The sequence below is a fragment of the Synechococcus sp. RS9902 genome (genome assembly GCF_014279635.1).
Taxonomy (GTDB): domain Bacteria; phylum Cyanobacteriota; class Cyanobacteriia; order PCC-6307; family Cyanobiaceae; genus Parasynechococcus.
Window position 1 is genome coordinate 2,216,147 of the sequence record NZ_CP047949.1, and the last position, 23,091, is coordinate 2,239,237.

At 57.0% G+C, this 23,091-nt stretch carries 12 protein-coding genes; 6 read left to right on the plus strand and 6 right to left on the minus strand.

The window, feature by feature from the left end:
• Positions 1-4: 4 nt before the first annotated feature.
• Positions 5-1,204 carry an N-acetylglucosamine-6-phosphate deacetylase gene (locus tag SynRS9902_RS12265; protein ID WP_255446139.1) on the plus strand — a complete coding sequence of 400 codons (1,200 nt, stop codon included), beginning with the start codon at positions 5-7 and terminating at the stop codon, positions 1,202-1,204.
• Positions 1,205-1,231: 27 nt separating this feature from the next.
• Positions 1,232-1,945, plus strand: a complete 714-nt coding sequence (gene bchM, locus SynRS9902_RS12270; RefSeq protein ID WP_186509322.1) for a magnesium protoporphyrin IX methyltransferase — start codon at positions 1,232-1,234, stop codon at positions 1,943-1,945.
• Here the strand turns inward: bchM and SynRS9902_RS12275 are convergent.
• From SynRS9902_RS12275 to SynRS9902_RS12285, 3 genes are read right to left on the minus strand one after another with little or no spacing between them, the layout of a single operon-like run.
• The gene (locus tag SynRS9902_RS12275; protein ID WP_186509323.1) at positions 1,909-2,868 is read right to left on the minus strand and encodes an RNA pseudouridine synthase; all 960 of its coding nucleotides are present in this window, start codon (positions 2,866-2,868) and stop codon (positions 1,909-1,911) included. The two genes, bchM and SynRS9902_RS12275, sit on opposite strands and share 37 nt — an antisense overlap.
• On the minus strand, positions 2,865-3,602 hold the full coding sequence (locus tag SynRS9902_RS12280; protein WP_115160883.1) for a response regulator transcription factor: 738 nt from the start codon (positions 3,600-3,602) through the stop codon (positions 2,865-2,867). The genes SynRS9902_RS12275 and SynRS9902_RS12280 overlap by 4 nt, the downstream gene beginning before the upstream one ends.
• A 39-nt stretch (positions 3,603-3,641) precedes the next feature.
• Positions 3,642-4,154 (minus strand): hypothetical protein, encoded by a 513-nt coding sequence (locus SynRS9902_RS12285; protein ID WP_186509324.1) that lies wholly within the window; start codon positions 4,152-4,154, stop codon positions 3,642-3,644.
• Positions 4,155-4,180: 26 nt separating this feature from the next.
• On the opposite strand from SynRS9902_RS12285, the gene SynRS9902_RS12290 reads away from it, so the two are divergent.
• Positions 4,181-5,353, plus strand: a complete 1,173-nt coding sequence (locus SynRS9902_RS12290; RefSeq protein WP_186509325.1) for a cysteine desulfurase family protein — start codon at positions 4,181-4,183, stop codon at positions 5,351-5,353.
• On the opposite strand, the gene rsmH is transcribed toward SynRS9902_RS12290, so the two are convergent.
• Positions 5,350-6,234, minus strand: coding sequence for a 16S rRNA (cytosine(1402)-N(4))-methyltransferase RsmH (rsmH, locus tag SynRS9902_RS12295; RefSeq protein ID WP_186509326.1), 885 nt, complete (start codon positions 6,232-6,234; stop codon positions 5,350-5,352). The two genes, SynRS9902_RS12290 and rsmH, sit on opposite strands and share 4 nt — an antisense overlap.
• A gap of 54 nt (positions 6,235-6,288) precedes the next feature.
• Here rsmH and SynRS9902_RS12300 point away from each other — a divergent pair, with 54 nt between their 5' ends.
• Positions 6,289-7,473, plus strand: coding sequence for an NAD(P)H-quinone oxidoreductase subunit H (locus SynRS9902_RS12300; RefSeq protein ID WP_115009907.1), 1,185 nt, complete (start codon positions 6,289-6,291; stop codon positions 7,471-7,473).
• A 24-nt stretch (positions 7,474-7,497) separates the two neighbouring features.
• Positions 7,498-7,860: a DUF2752 domain-containing protein gene (locus SynRS9902_RS12305; protein WP_115160886.1), complete on the plus strand. Its 363-nt coding sequence runs from the start codon at positions 7,498-7,500 to the stop codon at positions 7,858-7,860.
• A 4-nt stretch (positions 7,861-7,864) separates the two neighbouring features.
• On the opposite strand, the gene SynRS9902_RS12310 is transcribed toward SynRS9902_RS12305, so the two are convergent.
• Positions 7,865-8,542, minus strand: a complete 678-nt coding sequence (locus SynRS9902_RS12310; protein WP_186509327.1) for a hypothetical protein — start codon at positions 8,540-8,542, stop codon at positions 7,865-7,867.
• 59 nt (positions 8,543-8,601) lie between these two features.
• Here SynRS9902_RS12310 and SynRS9902_RS12315 point away from each other — a divergent pair, with 59 nt between their 5' ends.
• A complete protein-coding gene (locus tag SynRS9902_RS12315) occupies positions 8,602-9,051 on the plus strand; it encodes a thioesterase family protein (RefSeq protein ID WP_186509328.1) in 450 nt (149 codons plus the stop codon).
• A gap of 75 nt (positions 9,052-9,126) precedes the next feature.
• On the opposite strand, the gene SynRS9902_RS12320 is transcribed toward SynRS9902_RS12315, so the two are convergent.
• A complete protein-coding gene (locus SynRS9902_RS12320; RefSeq protein ID WP_222929465.1) occupies positions 9,127-23,079 on the minus strand; it encodes a tandem-95 repeat protein in 13,953 nt (4,650 codons plus the stop codon).
• Between the last annotated feature and the right edge of the window lie 12 nt (positions 23,080-23,091).

The following is a 23,091-nucleotide window of genomic DNA, read 5'->3' on the forward strand; positions in this document are numbered from 1 at the left end:
CCCCATGGCTGCAGAAGCCAGTGTTGCGTTGATGCACCGGATCACCAACGTTCGACTGCCGGGTCCCCTGCCGGGGGACGGAGACCAGCGCTACGCCATCGACCTGAACGAGCAGGGGCTGATCTGCAGCATCGAGGCGATGGGCACCGAGGCGCAACAAGTGGCGCAACAAGAGACTCAAGAAACCGATGCGGACTGGAACGGCAACTGGCTCAGCCCCCGGGGTGTGGACCTGCAGATCAACGGCGGGCTGGGGCTGGCCTTCCCGGAGCTGAGCGAGAGCGATCTGCCCCGGCTGGAGCAACTCCTCGAGCTGCTGTGGCGCGATGGGGTCGAAGCCATCGCGCCGACCCTGGTGACCTGCGGCATCGCGCCGCTGCGCCAGGCCCTGGCCGTGCTGCGGCAAGCGCGGGACCTGCACCGACCAGGCCGTTGCCGGCTACTGGGGGCCCATCTGGAGGGCCCCTTTCTGGCCGAAGCCCGCCGCGGTGCCCATCCCCGTGAACACCTGGCCAGCCCCAGCCTGGAGGCTCTCGAGGAACGAATCGGTGGGTTCGAAACGGAGATTGCCCTGGTAACCCTGGCCCCCGAACTGGAGGGAGCCGCTGCGGTGATCGGGCGACTGCGGAAGCTGGGCATCAGCGTGGCCCTCGGCCACAGCGCCGCCACGGCCGAACAGGCCAGCACCGGTTTCGATCAGGGTGTGGCCATGCTCACCCACTCCTTCAATGCCATGCCGGGCTTGCACCACCGGGCACCGGGCCCTCTTGGGGAAGCCTGCAGGCGCGGAGGGGTGGCCCTGGGGCTGATCGCCGATGGCGTGCACGTGCACCCCACGATGGCGGTGCTGTTGCAACGGCTGGCACCGGAGCAGACGGTGCTGGTGAGCGATGCGCTGGCCCCCTACGGCCTGGCCGACGGGGAGCACCGCTGGGACGAGCGGGTGCTGCTGGTGGAGAACGGCACCTGCCGCCTCGATGACGGCACCCTGGCGGGGGTGACCCTGCCGCAACTGGAGGGGGTGAAACGGCTGGCCCGCTGGAGTGACGCCCCCGGTGCTGCGATCTGGAGCGCCACGGTGGCACCGCGGCGGGTGATCGGCGATGCAACGGGGTGGATGGATGCCCTGATGGGACGGCCACTGACGCAACTGCTGCGCTGGCAGCTGAAGGAGGGTGAGCTGCACTGGGCCTGCGCTGCTTAGGATCCCGCCGACGCAAACCCTTCCGCCATGGCCCCCGATCAGCTGCTGGAGCAGAAACAGGCCGAGAAAAAGGAAGTGAAGGGCTACTTCGAAACCACGGGTTTCGACCGCTGGAACCGCATCTACAGCGACAGCGATGACGTGAACAAGGTGCAGCGCAACATCCGCATCGGTCACCAGAAGACCGTGGATGAGGTGCTGACCTGGATCAAGGAGAGCGGTGAACTCAGCCAGGCGAGCTTCTGCGACGCGGGCTGCGGTGTTGGCAGCCTGAGCCTGCCGCTGGCGGCGATGGGGGCCGGTTCCATCAGCGCCAGCGACATTTCCGAGGCCATGGCCCAGGAAGCCGAGCGCCGGGCCCGCGAAGCCGGCCTCGACATGGCCAAGCTGAATTTCTTCGCCAGCGACCTGGAAAGCCTGAGCGGCTCCTTTCACACGGTGTGCTGCCTGGATGTGTTCATCCACTACCCCCAGCAACCGGCCGAGGAGATGGTGAAGCACCTCTGCAGCCTCACTGAAGAGCGGCTGATCGTGAGCTTTGCGCCCTACACCCCGCTGCTGGCGCTGTTGAAGGGCATCGGCCAGCTTTTCCCCGGCCCCAGCAAAACCACCCGGGCCTACACCCTCAAGGAAGACGGCATCGTGAAGGCAGCGGAAGGCAGCGGCTTCAAGCTGGTGCGCCGCAGCCTGAACAAGGCCCCCTTCTACTTCTCGCGTTTGATCGAGTTCCGCAAGGCATGATCTCCCTCACTCGGGGGATCCACCAGGAGGTTGAGCTTCCTCAAGTGAGGGAGACCCGAAAGCCGCCAGGCATGCAGCCGATAGCCCCCATCACCGGGCGTTGCGGTGGCTGAAATCTCGCGGTCGGGCAGATACAGCGTATCCCCCAGCAATGGGCTGCCCAGCTGCGCCAGATGAATGCGGATCTGGTGGGGCCTGCCGGTGGTGATCGTCACCTGCAGGCGATCGCCCTCTGCAGTGCGCTCCAACAGCTGCAGCTCAGAGTGGGCGGAAAGCCGTTTGCGGATCGGCGCACCGTCGAACGGTTCCGGCCCCCAGATCCAGCCCAAGAGTGGATGCGGCCGTTCCACCACGTCACTGCTCAGCGTCAAACACTGCCCCAACTCCAACCCCGGCACCCGCTGGCTCCAGGCCTGATACACCTTGCGGCAACCGCCGTCGGGCCGGAACTGCTTCGACCAAAGGGCACGGGTCTGCGGCGTGCGGGCACACACCTGCAAACCGGAGGTGAACCGCCCCAGGCGATGCACCGGCCGGGCACCGGTGGGTTCAAGCAAGGCCGTGAGCGTGTGGCGCAGGAAGCCACCACCGGACATCACCGGCAAACCGGAAGGCTTGTTGATCACCAACAGGTCGCCGTCGTCGTGGATCGTCTCCCATTGATCGGGGATCGCCTGCTCCAGCCAGGGCGGACGCCGCCAACAGAGGGCCTCACCGCCCTGCAAGGCTCGATCACTGGTGAGCAGCGCTCCGTTCCAATCCAGCTCACCAGCGGCGATCCGCTGCTGCCACAACACAGCATCAGAGTGGCGGTAGCGATCCGCCAGCCATTCGCTCACCAAGATGCCGGCAGCGGACCGCGGCACCCGGTCGCGGTAGGTCCAACCGTTGTTGAACGCCGCCTCGCGCCAACCAGCTTTCAAGTCACCAGACGGTGCTCCAGGGCATAGCGCACCAATTCCGTGCGGCTGGAGGTACCCGTCTTGTTGAACAACCGGCTCACGTACTTCTCCACGTTGCGGATCGACGTCTCCAGTTGCCGGGCAATCTCCTTGTTCATCAATCCTTCCGCCACCAGCTGCAGCACACTCGCCTCCCGCGGCGTGAAGCTGTGCACCACTGGCTCGGTGGAGGGCAACGCTTCGGCCTGGGCCAGCAGCGAACGGATCTCGGTGATCTGCTTGGCCATCTGGCCCATATCGGTATCCGCAAAGCGCGCTGCCTCCTGCAGCAGCCGTTGCTGGCGCTGGGCCACGTTGCGCACCCGCGCCACCAGCTCATCGGGATCGAACGGCTTGGGGATGTAGTCATCCACCCCGGCCAGATAGCCCTGGGTGCGGTCCGCCGTCATGCCCTTGGCGGTGAGGAAAATCACCGGGGTGCCGCCAAGCCGTTCATCGGCGCGCAACTTCTGCAGCAGGCCATAGCCATCGAGCCGCGGCATCATCACGTCGCTGATCACCACATCGGGCAGCATCTGCTGCGCCTTGGCGAAGCCTTCCTCCCCGTCCACCGCGGTGGTCACCTCAAAGCCTTCGTCTTCCAGGTAGGCCTGCACCGCCGTGCGCAGACCGGGCTCGTCGTCCACCAGCAACAGACGCGGGGCGGGCGCCGCGGCCTCTGCGGATTCAGCGGTGGGGGTGGGCGCGTCGCTCATGGCTGGAATCGCTCTGGCCGCAATGTATGGAGAGCACGCTCAACGGGCCAGTGCGGGTAACTGCTCCTGCTGTTCGGGAATCAGGGTGGAAAAGCCCAGATCCAGGGCCTTCTGACGCAACGTGGCAGGGTCGGTTCCCGCCACCTCCGGCACGCAGGCTGCCCACCACACCAAGTGATCTTCCCGGTTCACGTCCGTGATCGGACCGCCGGGGTTGAGGGTGCGCACGTAAACCGTCGACGGCGTGCGTTTCACCCGCAAGGGCTTCTCAGGGGAGCAATTGACGCTCTCCACGTAGACGTTGAGATCCGACGCCGACTCCTCCCACAGGCTGTAGCTGCGGGTATCGGGATTGGACGAGGCTGGTTTCACCGAGTAAATCCCGATCGACAGGGTGCCGACGGGGGCCGGACGTTCGATCAGCACCTTGAGATCGGCTGGCCGCGATCGCCGCATCTGTTCCAGCACCTGCTCACGATCAAAACCGCCGACAGGCTGCGTCCAGATCAGCCCGCCCAAGCCCAGCAGAGCCATCGGCAATCGCAGACCCATGCCTGTGCTGTTCGCAATGCAGCACCATGATCGCAACATCTGCCTGCACCGTCCTGAGCGGCTCAGCTCTCGCCTTTGATTTCCAGGCCACCACCCCCTGTGCGGCTGAGGTGGTGGAGGCGATGGCGCCCTTCTGGAGTGCGGACTGGGGCAATCCCTCCAGCCGCCAACATCGGCTCGGCCTCAGCGCCTCAGCCGCGGTGAACGTGGCGCGGCGCCAGCTGGCGGAGGCGGTGGGGGTGATGCCGGAACGGCTGGTGTTCACCAGTGGCGCCACCGAAGCCAACAACCTGGCGCTGCTGGGCCATGCCCGCGCCCTGGGGAGAGGCCATCTGATCAGCGTGGCCACCGAACACCACGCCGTGCTCGATCCGCTCCAGCAACTGAAAAGGGAAGGTTTCAGCGTCACCCTTCTGGCACCCGGCCCCGATGGACTGATCAGCCCCGAGCAGCTGGAGGAGGCGATCACCCCCGAAACACGGCTGGTGAGCGTGATGGCAGCCAACAACGAAATCGGCGTGCTCCAGCCGCTCGAGCCGCTGGGGGCCCTCTGCCGAGCCCACGGCATCACCCTGCACAGCGATGGGGCCCAGGCCTTCGGGACGCTGCCGCTGAACCCTGATGCCCTGGGGGTTGACCTGCTCAGCCTCAGTGCCCACAAGCTCTACGGCCCCAAGGGCATCGGCGCCCTGGTGCTGCGGGAGGGCATCGCGATCGAACCGCTGCAATGGGGGGGCGGCCAGGAAGCGGGGCTCCGGGCCGGCACCCTGCCCAGCGCCTTGATCGTGGGCTTTGCCGCCGCCGCCCAGCTCGCCCTGCAAGAGCAGGATCAGCGCAACAGCCGCCTGAAGCACCTGCGCGATCAGCTCTGGGATGGCCTGCAGCAGCGCCTCCCAGGCGTGCTGCTCAATGGGGCCCTGCAGCCGCGCCTGCCCCACAACCTCAACATCAGCCTGCCCGGGGTGAACGGCAGCCGCCTGCACCGGGCCCTACGCCCGCACCTCGCCTGCAGCAGTGGCTCGGCCTGCAGCAACGGTGCCCCGTCCCACGTGCTGCAAGCAATCGGCCGCTCACGAGCTGAAGCCGAAGCCTCCCTCCGGCTGAGCCTGGGGCGCCAGACCACAGCCCGCGACGTGGAGCAGGCCATCACTGCGATCACCGACGCCGCAGCTGCCGCCGGGTTCCTCAGCGATCGCTAAGCAGGGGCCAAACGCTGGGCCAGCCGCCATTTGGCACTGCGGCTGCGGGGGTTGGCCTCCTCCTCCTGCTCGGTGGCCACCACCGGCTTGCGGGTGATCCGCTGCAGGCGCTCATCACGAAGGAAGGCGGTCTTGACGCGGCGGTCTTCCAGGGAATGAAAACTGATGATCCCCAGCAGACCCTTGGGCTCCAGCCAGTCGGGGGCTTGCTGCAGCAGGCGATCGAGCACCCCCAACTCATCGTTCACCGCAATCCGCAGGGCCTGAAAGGTGCGGGTGGCGGGATGAATCCGCCCCCGCCGCGCCTTGGGGGGATAACAACCGGCCACGGCGTAGGCCAAGGCCGCGGTGCCCTCATAGGAGCCCTTGTCCTTGAGGTCCGCTTTGATCCGCCGGGCGATGCGGCGGGAGAGCCGCTCCTCCCCGTAGCCATAGATCAGATCCGCAAGCTCGTTCTCCTCCAGGCGATCGATCAGCTCAGCCGCAGTCTCCCCCTCACCGCCGGCATTCATCCGCATGTCCAAGGGACCATCCAGGCGAAAACTGAAGCCCCGCTCCGCCACATCCAGCTGCGGGCTGCTCACCCCCAGATCCGCCAGCACCATCACGGCGGGCTCGGGCGGCACATAGTCGGCAAAGTTGGTGGCCACGATCGAGACGCGATCACCGAAGGGGGCCAGACGCTCCGCCGCCGCGGCCCGTGCCGTGGCGTCCTGGTCCAGTCCGATCAGGCGCAGGCCGGGATGCTGTTCCAGCAACAGGGCGCTGTGGCCGCCGCCCCCAAGGGTGGCGTCGATCAACAGGCCATCCGGACGGGGGATCTGCCGGGCCGCATCCAGCACCGCATCGGCCAGCACGGGCACATGGCTGAAGGGGGGCACAAGCCACAGGCGAAGACTCCTTAAGATCTACTCATCGATCGGACCACCGCTCCCATGACGCAGCTGGAAACGCGCACGGAGCCCATGGTGGTGAACTTCGGGCCCCACCACCCCTCCATGCACGGGGTGTTGCGGCTTGTGGTCACCCTTGATGGTGAGGACGTGGTCGACTGCGAACCGGTGATCGGTTACCTCCATCGCGGCATGGAGAAGATCGCCGAGAACCGCACGAACGTGATGTTCGTGCCTTACGTGAGCCGCATGGACTATGCGGCGGGGATGTTCTACGAGGCGATCGTGGTGAACGCCCCGGAAAAACTGGCGAACATCCCGGTGCCCAAGCGGGCGAGCTACATCCGGGTGCTGATGCTGGAACTCAACCGCATCGCCAACCACCTGCTCTGGCTTGGACCCTTCCTGGCGGACGTGGGGGCCCAGACTCCGTTCTTCTACATCTTCCGCGAGCGGGAGATGATCTACGACCTCTGGGAAGCCGCCACCGGCCAGAGGCTGATCAACAACAACTATTTCCGCATCGGCGGCGTCGCCGCTGATCTGCCCTGGGGATGGCTGGAGAAATGCCGTGATTTCTGTGACTGGTTCGGCCCCAAGATCGATGAATACGAAAAGCTGATCACCAACAACCCGATTTTCCGGCGCCGGATTGAAGGGTTGGGAACGATCGAGAAGGAGGACGCCATCAACTGGAGCCTCTCCGGACCGATGCTGCGCGCTTCCGGCGTGCCCTGGGATCTCCGCAAGGTGGATCACTACGAGTGCTACGACGACTTCGACTGGCAGGTGGCCTGGGAAAAGGAAGGCGACTGCTACGCCCGCTATCGCGTGCGCATCGAAGAAATGCGCCAGTCGCTCAAGATCCTGCGCCAAGCCTGCGACATGATCCCCGGCGGCCCCACAGAAAACCTCGAGGCCAAGCGCCTCAATGAAGGCAAGGGCAGCGACGCTGCGGGTTTCGACTTCCAGTACGTGGCCAAGAAGGTGGCGCCCACCTTCAAGATCCCCAACGGCGAGCTCTACACCCGTTTGGAGTCAGGCAAGGGCGAGATAGGCGTGTTCATCCAGGGCAACAACGACGTCACCCCCTGGCGCTTCAAGATCCGTGCTGCCGACAGCAACAACCTGCAGATCCTTCCCCACATCCTCAAGGGACACAAGGTGGCCGACATCATGGCCATCCTCGGTTCCATCGACGTGATCATGGGATCGGTGGATCGCTGATCTCTGAACCGGTTTCTGCGGCGGTTGCAACGCGCGGGCTATCTGCTGCCCGCAACCGTGACCGGTGCGTTATGGCTGAAGGGCTTGCATCCAGGGATACCCGGCCTCAGCTGCCCGCTTCGCGCCCTCACCGGCGTGCCCTGCCCCACCTGCTTTCTGACCCGAGCAACAAGCACAGCACTCACTGGTGATCTGGGCGGATCGCTGCAATGGCATCTGTTTGGCCCCATTGCCGCCCTTGGGATGGTGTTCTGGAGTGTGCTGGCGCTCCAGCAACGGCGTCTCATCCCCAGAGGTCTTCCCCTCTGGCCCCTGCCGTTGGTGGCTGGAGGGTTGATCAGCTACTGGCTGCTGCGCCTGAGCACCAACAGCTGGCCCAGCGGCTGAGCGATCAGCGCAACAGTCCGCGCTGATAGGCGACGTTCTGAAGGAAGAAGCTGGCCATGGGAATCACCACAAAGCCCCCCAGACCGCAGGTCGCCAGGGCCAGCAGCCCCACAACGATGCCCGTCAAAACCTCAAGCCCCACAAAGCTCAAGCCGTTTTCCGAGCGATACACCACCTGAAACGACTGGGAGAAGGCTTCACCGATGCCCATGTCGGTGACGAAGATGCGATTCACGAACACCGGCGTCACCAACGCCACGGCAATCCCGGGAAGGATGCAAAGCAGAAAGCCGATGGTGGTGACCAGCGAAAAGAACAGCCCCGCCAGCACATAACGCCACCAACGGCCGGTGAGCAGCTGAGCCGCCGTTGAAATCGTCACCACCTCACCGCGCTCGTAATAGAGGGCAGGAACGGCCACCAACAGCACCGACAACAAGCTGGCGAGGATGGAGAAAGGCAACTGAACCAATTGGGCGAGCACCGCTCCGAGCCCCAATGCCGCATCGCTGCTGCCGATGATTGACGACACAGCTACGATGATCAGGCCATAGGCCAGAACAGCCAGCAGCGACAGCACGATCGAGCCCACCCAGCTCACCAGCACCACAGGGATGTGCTGCAGGAAGGCCTGCCAGGCCTTCTGAATTGACGGAGGCTCGAAGGCGATCGGCGCGGCCATGGTTCGGGCGGGATTTCTGTCAGGGTGACAGTCGGCACCGGCTTGAACAACACATCGCCATGACCTCTGCCCCCTGGCTGGAGCTGAGCCGAACCGTGCGCTTCAGCGACACCGACGCCGCCGGCGTGATGCACTTTCAGCAGCTGCTGGGCTGGTGCCACCAGGCCTGGGAGGAAAGCCTGGAACGCTTTGGCCTGCCGGCGGGGACCATTTTCCCCGGAGGCCGAGAGGGAACACCAGGCATTGCGCTGCCAATCGTGCACTGCGACGCTGAATTCCGCGCCCCATTGCAGATGGGAGATGTGGTGTTGATTCAGCTTGAGCCCAAACGCCTGGATCGTGGCAGCTTCGAGGTGGTGAGTCGTTACCTGCTGGGCGAAAACGAGGTCGCCCGGGGGTGCCTGCGTCATGTGGCCATTGATGCCGCCAGTCGGCGCCGGTGTCCACTACCGGATGGGCTAGAGCGCTGGCTGGAGGAGTCAGGCCTAGGCCAGATCAACCCTCTTTAAAGCCAGGAAGACACATATAGCCGCCACGGCAAAAGCCGTGGCGGTCGCCAGCCAAAAAATCGCAAACTTGACGACTTAGGCCAAAAGATCAACACCAGGAAGAAGCAGATCACTGACATTGTCCAAAGGATCGATCAAACGATTTGAACGCCTGGGATCAAACGACAGCGCCTCACGTTGCTGAACGGACAGGGCATCAACGAAATCATCAGCCTTCTTGATCTGCTTATTGCTCAGACCAGCCAATTGGTCGTCGGTCAATGCCTTGACCTGCCGGCGGCTGAAGCCGTCCAAGGTTTTCGGCTTCAGACCAGAGATGGCATCTGCATCGAGGGACTTGATCTTTCCGGGCTTGAAGGCAGAGATTTCAGCGACACTCAACGTTTTCAGCTGTCCACGGGTCAGGCCGGTAACTGCATCCTTGCTGAGCTTGGCCAGCTGAACGGTTTCCAAGCCCTTGAAGGTTTTCTTCGAAAGCTGATTCATCTGCTCAGAGGTGAAGCCCTTCACTGCCTTCGGTGTCAGTTCAGAGACCTGAGACTTCGACAAACCAGCCACAGCATCCGAAGACAACTGCTTGACCTGCTTGGGGTGGAGTGCAGCTACCGCGTCATCGGAGAGTTCAGCAACCTGCTCAGAGGTGAAGCCCTGCATCGCCGAAGGCGACAGATCATTCACCTGATCTGCAGTCAGCTCACTAACAGCGTCGGCGGTGAGGCTAGAAATGTCATCCGCAGCCAAGTCAGAAACATCAGCCGGCAGCTCCGGCTCAATCGTCAGATCAATTTGTTGTCTGGTGGTGCCACCGGCGTCATCGGTCACGGTGACGGTGAAGGCATCGCTGCCGTTGAAATTGGCGGTTGGTGTGTAAGACCAGACGCCGGTTTCAGCATTGATGGAGGCGGTGCCGTTGCTTGGCACGTCACCGGATTCAATCGAGAAATACTCGGTGTCGGTGAGGCCTTCTGCATCCGTTGCAGAGAGCGTTCCGGTGATGGGATCACCGTCCTCTTCTCCGGTGCCGGTGGTACCGCCGGTGATCGTGGCTGCATCATCAACGGCGCTAACCGTCAGATCAATTTGTTGTCTGGTGGTGCCACCGGCGTCATCGGTCACGGTGACGGTGAAGGCATCGCTGCCGTTGAAATTGGCGGTTGGTGTGTAAGACCAGACGCCGGTTTCAGCATTGATGGAGGCGGTGCCGTTGCTTGGCACGTCACCGGATTCAATCGAGAAATACTCGGTGTCGGTGAGGCCTTCTGCATCCGTTGCAGAGAGCGTTCCGGTGATGGGATCACCGTCTTCTTTTCCGGTGCCGGTGGTACCGCCGGTGATCGTGGCTGCATCATCAACGGCGCTAACCGTCAGATCAATTTGTTGTCTGGTGGTGCCACCGGCGTCATCGGTCACGGTGACGGTGAAGGCATCGCTGCCGTTGAAATTGGCGGTTGGTGTGTAAGACCAGACGCCGGTTTCAGCATTGATGGAGGCGGTGCCGTTGCTTGGCACGTCACCGGATTCAATCGAGAAATACTCGGTGTCGGTGAGGCCTTCTGCATCCGTTGCAGAGAGCGTTCCGGTGATGGGATCACCGTCTTCTTTTCCGGTGCCGGTGGTACCGCCGGTGATCGTGGCTGCATCATCAACGGCGCTAACCGTCAGATCAATTTGTTGTCTGGTGGTGCCACCGGCGTCATCGGTCACGGTGACGGTGAAGGCATCGCTGCCGTTGAAATTGGCGGTTGGTGTGTAAGACCAGACGCCGGTTTCAGCATTGATGGAGGCGGTGCCGTTGCTTGGCACGTCACCGGATTCAATCGAGAAATACTCGGTGTCGGTGAGGCCTTCTGCATCCGTTGCAGAGAGCGTTCCGGTGATGGGATCACCGTCTTCTTTTCCGGTGCCGGTGGTACCGCCGGTGATCGTGGCTGCATCATCAACGGCGCTAACCGTCAGATCAATTTGTTGTCTGGTGGTGCCACCGGCGTCATCGGTCACGGTGACGGTGAAGGCATCGCTGCCGTTGAAATTGGCGGTTGGTGTGTAAGACCAGACGCCGGTTTCAGCATTGATGGAGGCGGTGCCGTTGCTTGGCACGTCACCGGATTCAATCGAGAAATACTCGGTGTCGGTGAGGCCTTCTGCATCCGTTGCAGAGAGCGTTCCGGTGATGGGATCACCGTCTTCTTTTCCGGTGCCGGTGGTACCGCCGGTGATCGTGGCTGCATCATCAACGGCGCTAACCGTCAGATCAATTTGTTGTCTGGTGGTGCCACCGGCGTCATCGGTCACGGTGACGGTGAAGGCATCGCTGCCGTTGAAATTGGCGGTTGGTGTGTAAGACCAGACGCCGGTTTCAGCATTGATGGAGGCGGTGCCGTTGCTTGGCACGTCACCGGATTCAATCGAGAAATACTCGGTGTCGGTGAGGCCTTCTGCATCCGTTGCAGAGAGCGTTCCGGTGATGGGATCACCGTCTTCTTTTCCGGTGCCGGTGGTACCGCCGGTGATCGTGGCTGCATCATCAACGGCGCTAACCGTCAGATCAATTTGTTGTCTGGTGGTGCCACCGGCGTCATCGGTCACGGTGACGGTGAAGGCATCGCTGCCGTTGAAATTGGCGGTTGGTGTGTAAGACCAGACGCCGGTTTCAGCATTGATGGAGGCGGTGCCGTTGCTTGGCACGTCACCGGATTCAATCGAGAAATACTCGGTGTCGGTGAGGCCTTCTGCATCCGTTGCAGAGAGCGTTCCGGTGATGGGATCACCGTCTTCTTTTCCGGTGCCGGTGGTACCGCCGGTGATCGTGGCTGCATCATCAACGGCGCTAACCGTCAGATCAATTTGTTGTCTGGTGGTGCCACCGGCGTCATCGGTCACGGTGACGGTGAAGGCATCGCTGCCGTTGAAATTGGCGGTTGGTGTGTAAGACCAGACGCCGGTTTCAGCATTGATGGAGGCGGTGCCGTTGCTTGGCACGTCACCGGATTCAATCGAGAAATACTCGGTGTCGGTGAGGCCTTCTGCATCCGTTGCAGAGAGCGTTCCGGTGATGGGATCACCGTCTTCTTTTCCGGTGCCGGTGGTACCGCCGGTGATCGTGGCTGCATCATCAACGGCGCTAACCGTCAGATCAATTTGTTGTCTGGTGGTGCCACCGGCGTCATCGGTCACGGTGACGGTGAAGGCATCGCTGCCGTTGAAATTGGCGGTTGGTGTGTAAGACCAGACGCCGGTTTCAGCATTGATGGAGGCGGTGCCGTTGCTTGGCACGTCACCGGATTCAATCGAGAAATACTCGGTGTCGGTGAGGCCTTCTGCATCCGTTGCAGAGAGCGTTCCGGTGATGGGATCACCGTCTTCTTTTCCGGTGCCGGTGGTACCGCCGGTGATCGTGGCTGCATCATCAACGGCGCTAACCGTCAGATCAATTTGTTGTCTGGTGGTGCCACCGGCGTCATCGGTCACGGTGACGGTGAAGGCATCGCTGCCGTTGAAATTGGCGGTTGGTGTGTAAGACCAGACGCCGGTTTCAGCATTGATGGAGGCGGTGCCGTTGCTTGGCACGTCACCGGATTCAATCGAGAAATACTCGGTGTCGGTGAGGCCTTCTGCATCCGTTGCAGAGAGCGTTCCGGTGATGGGATCACCGTCTTCTTTTCCGGTGCCGGTGGTACCGCCGGTGATCGTGGCTGCATCATCAACGGCGCTAACCGTCAGATCAATTTGTTGTCTGGTGGTGCCACCGGCGTCATCGGTCACGGTGACGGTGAAGGCATCGCTGCCGTTGAAATTGGCGGTTGGTGTGTAAGACCAGACGCCGGTTTCAGCATTGATGGAGGCGGTGCCGTTGCTTGGCACGTCACCGGATTCAATCGAGAAATACTCGGTGTCGGTGAGGCCTTCTGCATCCGTTGCAGAGAGCGTTCCGGTGATGGGATCACCGTCTTCTTTTCCGGTGCCGGTGGTACCGCCGGTGATCGTGGCTGCATCATCAACGGCGCTAACCGTCAGATCAATTTGTTGTCTGGTGGTGCCACCGGCGTCATCGGTCACGGTGACGGTGAAGGCATCGCTGCCGTTGAAATTGGCGGTTGGTGTGTAAGACCAGACGCCGGTTTCAGCATTGATGGAGGCGGTGCCGTTGCTTGGCACGTCACCGGATTCAATCGAGAAATACTCGGTGTCGGTGAGGCCTTCTGCATCCGTTGCAGAGAGCGTTCCGGTGATGGGATCACCGTCTTCTTTTCCGGTGCCGGTGGTACCGCCGGTGATCGTGGCTGCATCATCAACGGCGCTAACCGTCAGATCAATTTGTTGTCTGGTGGTGCCACCGGCGTCATCGGTCACGGTGACGGTGAAGGCATCGCTGCCGTTGAAATTGGCGGTTGGTGTGTAAGACCAGACGCCGGTTTCAGCATTGATGGAGGCGGTGCCGTTGCTTGGCACGTCACCGGATTCAATCGAGAAATACTCGGTGTCGGTGAGGCCTTCTGCATCCGTTGCAGAGAGCGTTCCGGTGATGGGATCACCGTCTTCTTTTCCGGTGCCGGTGGTACCGCCGGTGATCGTGGCTGCATCATCAACGGCGCTAACCGTCAGATCAATTTGTTGTCTGGTGGTGCCACCGGCGTCATCGGTCACGGTGACGGTGAAGGCATCGCTGCCGTTGAAATTGGCGGTTGGTGTGTAAGACCAGACGCCGGTTTCAGCATTGATGGAGGCGGTGCCGTTGCTTGGCACGTCACCGGATTCAATCGAGAAATACTCGGTGTCGGTGAGGCCTTCTGCATCCGTTGCAGAGAGCGTTCCGGTGATGGGATCACCGTCTTCTTTTCCGGTGCCGGTGGTACCGCCGGTGATCGTGGCTGCATCATCAACGGCGCTAACCGTCAGATCAATTTGTTGTCTGGTGGTGCCACCGGCGTCATCGGTCACGGTGACGGTGAAGGCATCGCTGCCGTTGAAATTGGCGGTTGGTGTGTAAGACCAGACGCCGGTTTCAGCATTGATGGAGGCGGTACCGTTACTTGGCACGTCACCGGATTCAATCGAGAAATACTCGGTGTCGGTGAGGCCTTCCGCATCCGTTGCAGAGAGCGTTCCGGTGATGGGATCACCGTCCTCTTCTCCGGTGCCGGTGGTACCGCCGGTGATCGTGGCTGCATTATCAACAGCTTTTGAGGCCTTTGCCGCTATGAACCCAGGCGTCCGAATTGTGCCTAGATCATCACTCTCATCGTTCTTGCCGTTATCCCTTACGTAGAGGGTCAACGTGCGGTCAGTTTCATCCCACTGAGCGCCTTCTCCAGTAGCCGAGTCGTACTCGAGATTCGAGAACTCACCTGAGACGGGGTCTTTGGCGAGGTATGTGGGATCAGAGCCAACATCCTCAGGAAGAACCCAAGAGATTGACTGAATCTTGCCGAATTTCGCCTCATTGGTGACAGTGATTCGAGTATCCAAAACACCAGTCACCGCCTCGTATTCATCAGAGGATGCCTGAGAGGCTTTCCCAGCCTTAGAAGACGTTGACAGCCCAGAGTCACGAACGGCTTTTGCCAAAACTGGCCCGTCGACAGACTGAATCTGCTTAACAGTGAGATCCACATTGCCTGTGGCACCAAACCCAGTCGGCGCGAACACAGACAACGGATCGCCAGTGCCATCTGCGGCTTTCACTGAAAGGATATCGGAGGCCGATGAGTTCTGGAACTTATCAACAACCTCCTGACTGACATCGCCGCCCACTACATCAGCGAAAGTATCGGATGCAGAAGACGTGGAGCCCTGGGATACAACACCATCGCCAGTCACGTCTTGAGACCAGATCGTCTCGTCCAGCTCAAGCTCGGTGCGATAGACCACGGTATCCGGATCGAACACACCAGCGTCCGTGACATCAAAGACGAGATAAGTAACGTCTTCATCAGACTCAAATACAACCGTCTCTTTGACAACCAACTTGTACACATCTCCAGATTTCTGGACCGCCAATGCCTTGAGGGAGATGGACAGGGTGTCAGTCAATTGGTCGTCAATGTCGACAACGACGGGCGATCCATCTGCATAAGTGACAGCAAAGGAGGCATCCTCCCCATCCTTAATAAAGAGGGAGCCATCAGAGGCTTGGCGCAATTTGGCTCCGGCTGTATCAGTCGCAATGGCTGCTGTGGAAATGTTATTGGGGTCATACACAACACCATCACCATCCAGGTCAACCTGGAACTGATCTTCAACGGTGAGGTAATTGAAGAAAGGAACCTCAGTTGCCCAGTCAACCTTCATGGTCTCCTGGTCAACATTCACAGCCCAATACTCCTTCACCGGATGATCCGAGCCCTCCTGTTTCAAATCCTCAAAGAGCAGCTTGTAGTAAGACACCGCTGACTCTCCAGAGCCAATCGTGACATCCTTAACTGCAACCGGACTCGTGGTGAACGTGATGTCGGAATAGCCCCAAGAGTCAGTCGCCGGATAGGCATCGCCAAACTCCGTCAATACAGCGGACTTCGTGGTAGCTCCAGCTGGCTGAACATAGAGATAATTGTCGGGATCCACGTAAAGCTTGGATCCAACATTGTCTGATTCGACAGCGGTGAAGAGAAGGTTGGCGCCACTCCAGATTTCGCCGTCACCATCAAGATCCTCGTTCAAGTCACCCTCGTGACGCTTGATTGCACCCCAAGAGGCTGAGCTCCAATCCAATTTTCCATCCGTGGAGATGATGAAGGTTTCCCAGAATGTGGAGGTTTCTTTTGTAACCTGATTGGTCTCTTCGTATTTGACAGCCAACTTGTAGGAGCCGATGGCCGTTTCCTCGTCGTCAAGCAGACCCTCTACTGCAAAAGCAGAGGATGTGCGGGTGTACCCCCCCCAGGTTTCGCTCCAATCAAATGCAACAGGACCATTCTCATCCTCAATCAGAATCGGGTTATCGGTCCCACGCTTGATATAAAGCGATCCCTCATCATCAATGGCGAGGGCTGCTCCACGAGCACCAGAAGAGCTGGTATCGGTCGCGACATTCTGCGTGCTAATCGATCCACTGTCCACGACACCATTGCCGTTGAGATCCTGATTCAGGACTGCCTCAAGAAGACGGGAACCTTTCGAGAATGAACCACTATCCCAATCGAGATACCAATCACTCTCACCAGGTGTTGCCTCCTTAATCTTGAATGTTTCCCAGAAAGTCTGAGGATCTTCATCCCCAAATTGACTGGAAATCTTGATTCCCAAGAGGAAATTCGTATTACCGTGAGAATCCTCGAAAGACTCCACTGCATAGGCGCTTACACTCTCTTGATGGATGTAATCGTCATAACCCCAGTTTTCCTGCCAATCGAACCACGGAGTACCACCCCATGCATCCACCACTTCCATCACGACATCATCGTCGGTAGTTGAGGTATCTTTATCATTAACAATAAACAGAGATTGACCGAGGGTTTTGAGCAAATCACCGGTCGAGTCCGTGGATACCGCAACGAGCTGGGATGCGTCCAAACCAATTGCATTATCTCCATCAAGATCCTGCGCGAAGAGCTTTTCTTTACCCTTAATCCCATTGGTATGAATCCTCAGCTCCTCGTCAACAACCCCAGAGGGCTTGACATATTCAATCTCCCAGTTGATATTCTCAACAGATTCTGTGCCGGATAAATCCATAAATGTGTTCTTCACCGCCACGACATAACCGTCGTAGGCCTCACCATCACTACCAGTGAATGAAAGTGCCTCAGCCGCAACCGGCTCACGAGTAAAGGAGTAATCGCCCCATTCCTCATCACCACTCAGGTCAATCCAGCCACCCCACTCATGGGTAATGCCAAGCGTCGTGCCACCATCCTTGATGTAGTAGCGGTCACCCTCAGCATTGGAAAAGAGGCGTCCTGTCGAAACCTCAAGATCTGATTCGACAACAATCAGAGAGTCAAGGTTCACTCCCTGAGAACCATCCTGATCGAGATCATCCTTGAATAAAGTCGTCTCAAGAAGAGAAATATCATCCATCCATTGCGTATCGTCCCAAGTGAGCACACCGCTCTCGGAAACGTTCAAGACCTCCCAGGACACATTCGATCGCCCATCCTGTGTATCAACATGCTTAACAGCGAGCGAGAAAGTCAGATCCGCGTTCTGCTCTACAGCAACAGCCGTTGAAACATGCGACCCACCCCAGTAATTGTAGGAGTGATCGAATGAGGGGAAACCACCATACTCATCCTTGATCGAAATTACAATTTCACCATTCTCATCGACAATATAGAGATATTTGTCCTGATCTTTTTTGAGGCGATAACCACTCTTGTCCAGCTCGGCATAGTCCAGAGTCGAGGGGTCAGTACCTGTGCTGTTATCACCATTCAAATCCTCTCCAAAGAAGTCCTCAAAACCAGCAATGGACTGAGTCCAGATCGTCTTTTCCCAATTAATTCGACCAGCAGAGTCAATCGCATACACCTGCCAATTCACATCAGTCTGAAGTTCGCCGTCGCCCCAGTAATCAGTCCAAGAATTTGTTTGCTTAACAGCAAGCTGATAAAAATCATCGGTATCGACGCTAGTTCCATTATCGTTAAGCTCGGCAGCAAGGGCTATTGATTGATAACCGCCATCATCCCAGCTAGCATTATCTTCAATCCAGGGGTCTTGAACAGCGATCTGCTCTGATCCATTGACGATATAAAGCTGACCATCCGCTTCACCGATGCGGACACCCTCTTCACCAGAAGAATCAGTATCCCTGTAAGTGATGTTGACTTTCCCTGTCTTATCGCCATCACCATTCATATCCTGGCCAAACGTGGGCTCCCAGGAAATAATCGAGAAGGTGCGCGTTGTTTCAGAGGAGTCAATAACACCATCCAAGGAAATCTTATAGATCTCCCACTCAATGCGCTCTTCCAGTGTCAGCTCATTATTCTCACCATAGTAGGCATACACATCATGGATCTTGACAGCAAGCTGATAATAATCATCGGCCAATGATCCACCATCGACCTTGACAACGGCATATGGAACGATATTGAAACTTCCGTACTCTCCCCAACTATCAGAGACAACCATTGACGGGGTGGCACCATTTTCATCCACCACATCGATGACGGACGGATTATCCTCTCCATCCCAGAGATGAACAGTTCCAGCAGCGGAAACCTTGATTTGATCAGCAATCGTATCTGTTTCAATGGATGTCAGGGCACCAAGTGCCACTCCCTTTTCACCATCACCATCGAGGTCTTGCTTGAAGATATTCTCGTACCCAGCAATGGACTCCGTATGAACCGGAACCTGGCTCCAGTCGATTCTTGCCTCAGAATCAAGATTTAAGACTTCCCAGAAGACCATCGAATTTGAATCTTCTTTCTGCGTCAACTCACCCTGTAGATCTGGATATGTCGGATCAGATGGGTCTGGATAGTCTCCGTCATCTGTCAGATTGAAATCACTAAAGGTGTCTTCGTGCTTAATCGCCAGCACATATCCACCAGTTTTGGTCTTCTCGACAGCGACCACAGTTGAAGAGTGTGATCCTCCTTCCCAAACGTCTTCCCACTCCAGATGGGGCTCCCAACCACCTTGATCGAGAATCTGTTTACGATCAGCCTTGGAGCCACCCTCATCAACGATAAACAACGAGCCGGTTACCGAATCTTTCCAAAGCTCAGAACCGACAGTATCAGTGTCAGCTTTAAAGATATGATCTTCATTGACACCCACGTTTTTATCGCCATCGAGGTCAACCTTGAAAATATCCTCATAATTGGCGATATTGGCATTCCAAACAGCACTATCCCATTTAAACGAACCATCCGCATCAACGGTATAAACAACCCACTGCTGATCTACATAGGTCTCCCCAGCGTAGGTATTGGTCCATTTCTCTAGAATGGCCAGATAATACTTTCCATCATCCTCAGAGAACTCGACCTGGTAGGGCTCCTGCGACCATGAGCTGTATTCGTCTTCATGTCCGTTATCAAACATGACACTTCCACCCCATTCATCAGAGAGCTTCAGGGGTTCAGTGCCATCCTGAAGAATGAAGAGTTGACCTTGGTCGTTTCTTGCCAACAAGTCACCGGTTGAGTCAGCCTCGACTGTGGTCAGGTCATCGGTTGAGATACCTGTACTGCCGTCACGGTTGAGATCCTCACCAAACAACTTCTCACGGTCAGAGATGTCTTGGGTCCACATTGCAGTCGACCAGTCCAACTGACCTTGTGCGGAGACGTTGATCAACTCCCACTCGACACGGCCACCATATTGGTGCATGACCGCGAGCAAATATCCATCATCCTGGGCAACAACGGCATAGGCCATCTTGAGATCGTCCTCGCCCCACTCTTCATAGAGATGCGCGGCATAACCACCTTCTTCGGTAATCAGAATAGGAGTTGTCTTCCCATCAGGAATAATGTAAACAGAATTTTGGGCGTCTCTAAAGAGCTTGTCGCCAACCTGCTGAAATTCGGCGGGCTCTTCGGATCGCAGCTCTATCAGCGAAGATGTCGTGACACCAATGTCGTTATTTTTGTCGATATCCTCGTTGAATTCCTCTTCGTAGCTAGCAATATTGACATTCCAGCGAATCGACTCAGGATCAATCACGCCCGAAGAAGACAAGTCAGCAATGACCCATTCGTCGAATTGCTTATCCTCACCGGTTTCCCAATCATATCCATACCAAAGATCCCTGATCGCCATGCGATAACCGGAACCTGTCTTGGTGATCGCAGCCGGCATATATTCTCTGTCACCATACTCATCTACATAAAAGATTCCGTCAGCATAATCACGCCCTTGTTCCGTGATCAAGATGGGAGTGTTTGAAGAATCATTTTCAGGGAGAATAAAGACATGCCCCTCTTCATCTCGATAAAGAGCATCATTATTGAGCTCATCGATTACAAGATCACTGAAGTCTCCGCCGACCACAGCAAACTTGGCGAACATCGTGCTGTGGGTCGTACAGAAGCCAGTGATATTCTGAGTGTTGAAAGGGGTTGCCAGGTCTGAGAAGGAAAGCTCGAGCGTCTGATCGCCGGTGATTCCAGTTGTGATCGAGCCATCACCAGACAGATTGATATTGCGTGATGAATTCTGACCCTTTCCTTTGTCACTCAAGAAGAATGGATGGGAGGTGGCACCATCAACTCGCTTGAAGCTGTAAGTCTCATTAATATCAAGAATCAACAAATCAAGTGGAGTAGAACCAGCTGAGTCCTTATAAAAGGTATAAAAAGGCTCTGTATTGGAGCCAGATCCAACAAAAATATCAACACCATCCCCGTGCTCATCTTCTATATCTCCTTCTCCTTCATCTGAAACAAGCTCATCCCCGAACTGAACCACAAGATTATCTATGCTGAAAATATCTCGGCGACTAGCATTATCCTCTGAATCGAATTCTTCACGCAGATGAATCGTATCAATTGGATATTCATCCTGCTCATCCAGGGCGAAGGCAATGTATTCAACAACTGCCTGACTTAGATCATCTGGCTCCATTGTTGGCTGTGAATAAATCAAGTCTCCATTTGTATTCCAGACATCGAGATAAACATCGCGCTTAATCTCACGACCCATCAGGTAAAAACCAAAGGCCGTCACCGGATTGGAGAATGCATCCCCTGATCCGGCTTTTGTACCTGAGAAGTGAATCTTGAGACCACCCTCACTTTGCTCACTGGGCAACACTTCTAAAAACTGATCACGTGCACCACCAGCCACAAGATCAGTACCGAAGGTCATGTTGATGCCGCGGTCAATGTTGGAACCGCTGTTCAGACGAGCCAGATCTGGCTCATCAGGGCCACCGCTATGACCAATATTCTCAAGATTGAAGTGGATGCGGTTGCCATTGAATGCACCACCATCTGCATGGATGTATTCAATCGTGCCTTCTGCACTGCCGTCGCTGTGACTTCCCCCAGATGTTGATGGCATGAGTGTCGTGCGGCCATCGGCTCCTGTTGCAGCAGGACTCAATGAGCTATAGGGAGTTGATGTACCAGCTAAATATTGATGATCATCGGAAGTGAACGCACTGGAGGTATACGAACCATTGACATCCAGCCAGCCATTATCGGCTTCAAAGGTAATGACGGTTGGAGACGACATACGTCCCGTAAACTCATCTTCTAGCTGGAAGGAATAGTAGTAATCGTCGATATCAATATTCGAGGCAAACTTCGAGCGCTCGATGAAGTCATAATCGGACTCAAATCCGGGATGATCAATCCAATTGGATTCGTCAATCACCTCATCATCCACCTCTTCTTCATCACCAAAACCAGAAGAACTTACAATGAAGTCATAATCACTAATGCTCTCAGTCTTATAAAGACTGGCCGCACCAACAAGCTGCAGAGAAGCATTAGAATTCTCATCAAAAATGAACAAGGAGTCCCCAGTTATAGAGACCCAGGGATTCATCTCATCAAAATCAATAGCGATATCATCGTTATCACCAGTGGAACTCGGATCAAAGTCATTGATGATATTTGATCCAGAATCAAAGGCAAAGGTGTCGCCGCCATCACCACCGGTGTATACATCATCACCTGCTCCGCCATACAACGTATCGGCACCATCTCCACCGAGCATGGTGTCATTGCCATCTTCACCCTCGAGGAAGTTGGCATATTCATTGCCTTGAAGGCGATCATTCAAAAAGGAACCGATGGCATTTTCGATCACAGCCTCACTGGCATCCCCGCCAAATCCAGCCAGGGTGAGGCTGTCAAACGCAATGGTGTATCCCTTGGTTTCATCATTGATCTTGGAAAGGAAGCCACCACCTCCAGCCTCATTTTTCAAAGTGGCGTTGCGAAGATCAATAACAACAGAGCTTGAGGAATCCGAGGCATCAATGGTGTCATCACCGCCAGCATCCCAAATACTGCGATAACCATTCAATTCATATTCATTCAGGGCGTATACCGTGTCGCCAAGATTCGTTTTGTGATTAGGACCATAGAGATACTGAACAGCCGCAATATCAATGGGACCTAGATTTTCGAGATAACCATAATGAGATTGAGAACCAGACGATACGTAATCTGCCTGTCCGTTAGCGTCCGTGGCTGTGAGATATGACGTTGTATCGTTGTAGGTCATCACTGACCATGGCGTGGAGTTGTTATCAAAATCCCCACCCGACGAAGAGGCGCCCTCACTGACTCCAGGGAAGAGAGAACTCTCATAGCCATTCCAGCCGAATGGTCCACCGTTATGGGGGTGAGCTAGACCCATGGCATGGCCCAACTCGTGGATATAGGTCAGGTAGTAATACGAGCCAGGCTGAGCAGCGGAACCATCAGCATCAGCCCCATATTCAGCACTGAAAACAACGACATCGCTGACAGCTGTCGGCCCATCATCTCCAGGAAAATCGGCAACTCCGAGATAACCGGTATCCTCCGAAGTAACTCCCCAGGCGATCGTCGTATAACTCGAACGCGTGCTGGACTGGTCAAACAGCAATTGCGCAACATCTGAAAATGCCTCCATCGAGGCATTAATGCCAACAAGCTCTCCAGAATTTGGCGTATCTGCCTCAAAGGTTGTTCCAGCAGCAGAGATCTCATCCCCATCCTGCGAGATATAATAGGTAATAACCGTAGGGAGAAAATCAGTCTGCGCATAATCATCAGGATCTGCGTTTCCCCACTTTGCATTCAACAAGAGCCCGTTAATTAACGGACTATCCATGTCGTATAGCGGATCAAAAAGAATCTCATAGGGATCGATCGACCCATCTTGAATGTTGTAAGCAGCTGGAAAGAGATCGGTTCTAGCCCCTCTGGAAATCTCCAACGGCACACCAACCGGATCGGAATTCACCCCATATTCAGAAGCTTCTTCTTCCCGTCCATTCACACCACCCAGCACACCACTGGCACAGCAATACAGACATCCACAACGAGCAGCCACCTCATGGCTCAGAGGCGATCTCTCGAGGACGTGATCTGCAAAGTCATTGTCTTGAAACAATGCGTTAAGGGATTGGGTGCCCATAAACACAACTTG

Coding starts and splice junctions, on each gene's coding strand:
- SynRS9902_RS12280 (WP_115160883.1), bottom strand. CDS start 3,602: ATGAGCGACGCGCCCACCCCCACCGCTGAATCCGCAGAGGCCGCGGCG.
- bchM (WP_186509322.1), top strand. CDS start 1,232: ATGGCCCCCGATCAGCTGCTGGAGCAGAAACAGGCCGAGAAAAAGGAA.
- SynRS9902_RS12265 (WP_255446139.1), top strand. CDS start 5: ATGGCTGCAGAAGCCAGTGTTGCGTTGATGCACCGGATCACCAACGTT.
- SynRS9902_RS12300 (WP_115009907.1), top strand. CDS start 6,289: ATGACGCAGCTGGAAACGCGCACGGAGCCCATGGTGGTGAACTTCGGG.
- SynRS9902_RS12285 (WP_186509324.1), bottom strand. CDS start 4,154: ATGGGTCTGCGATTGCCGATGGCTCTGCTGGGCTTGGGCGGGCTGATC.
- SynRS9902_RS12320 (WP_222929465.1), bottom strand. CDS start 23,079: ATGGGCACCCAATCCCTTAACGCATTGTTTCAAGACAATGACTTTGCA.
- SynRS9902_RS12315 (WP_186509328.1), top strand. CDS start 8,602: ATGACCTCTGCCCCCTGGCTGGAGCTGAGCCGAACCGTGCGCTTCAGC.
- SynRS9902_RS12290 (WP_186509325.1), top strand. CDS start 4,181: ATGATCGCAACATCTGCCTGCACCGTCCTGAGCGGCTCAGCTCTCGCC.
- SynRS9902_RS12310 (WP_186509327.1), bottom strand. CDS start 8,542: ATGGCCGCGCCGATCGCCTTCGAGCCTCCGTCAATTCAGAAGGCCTGG.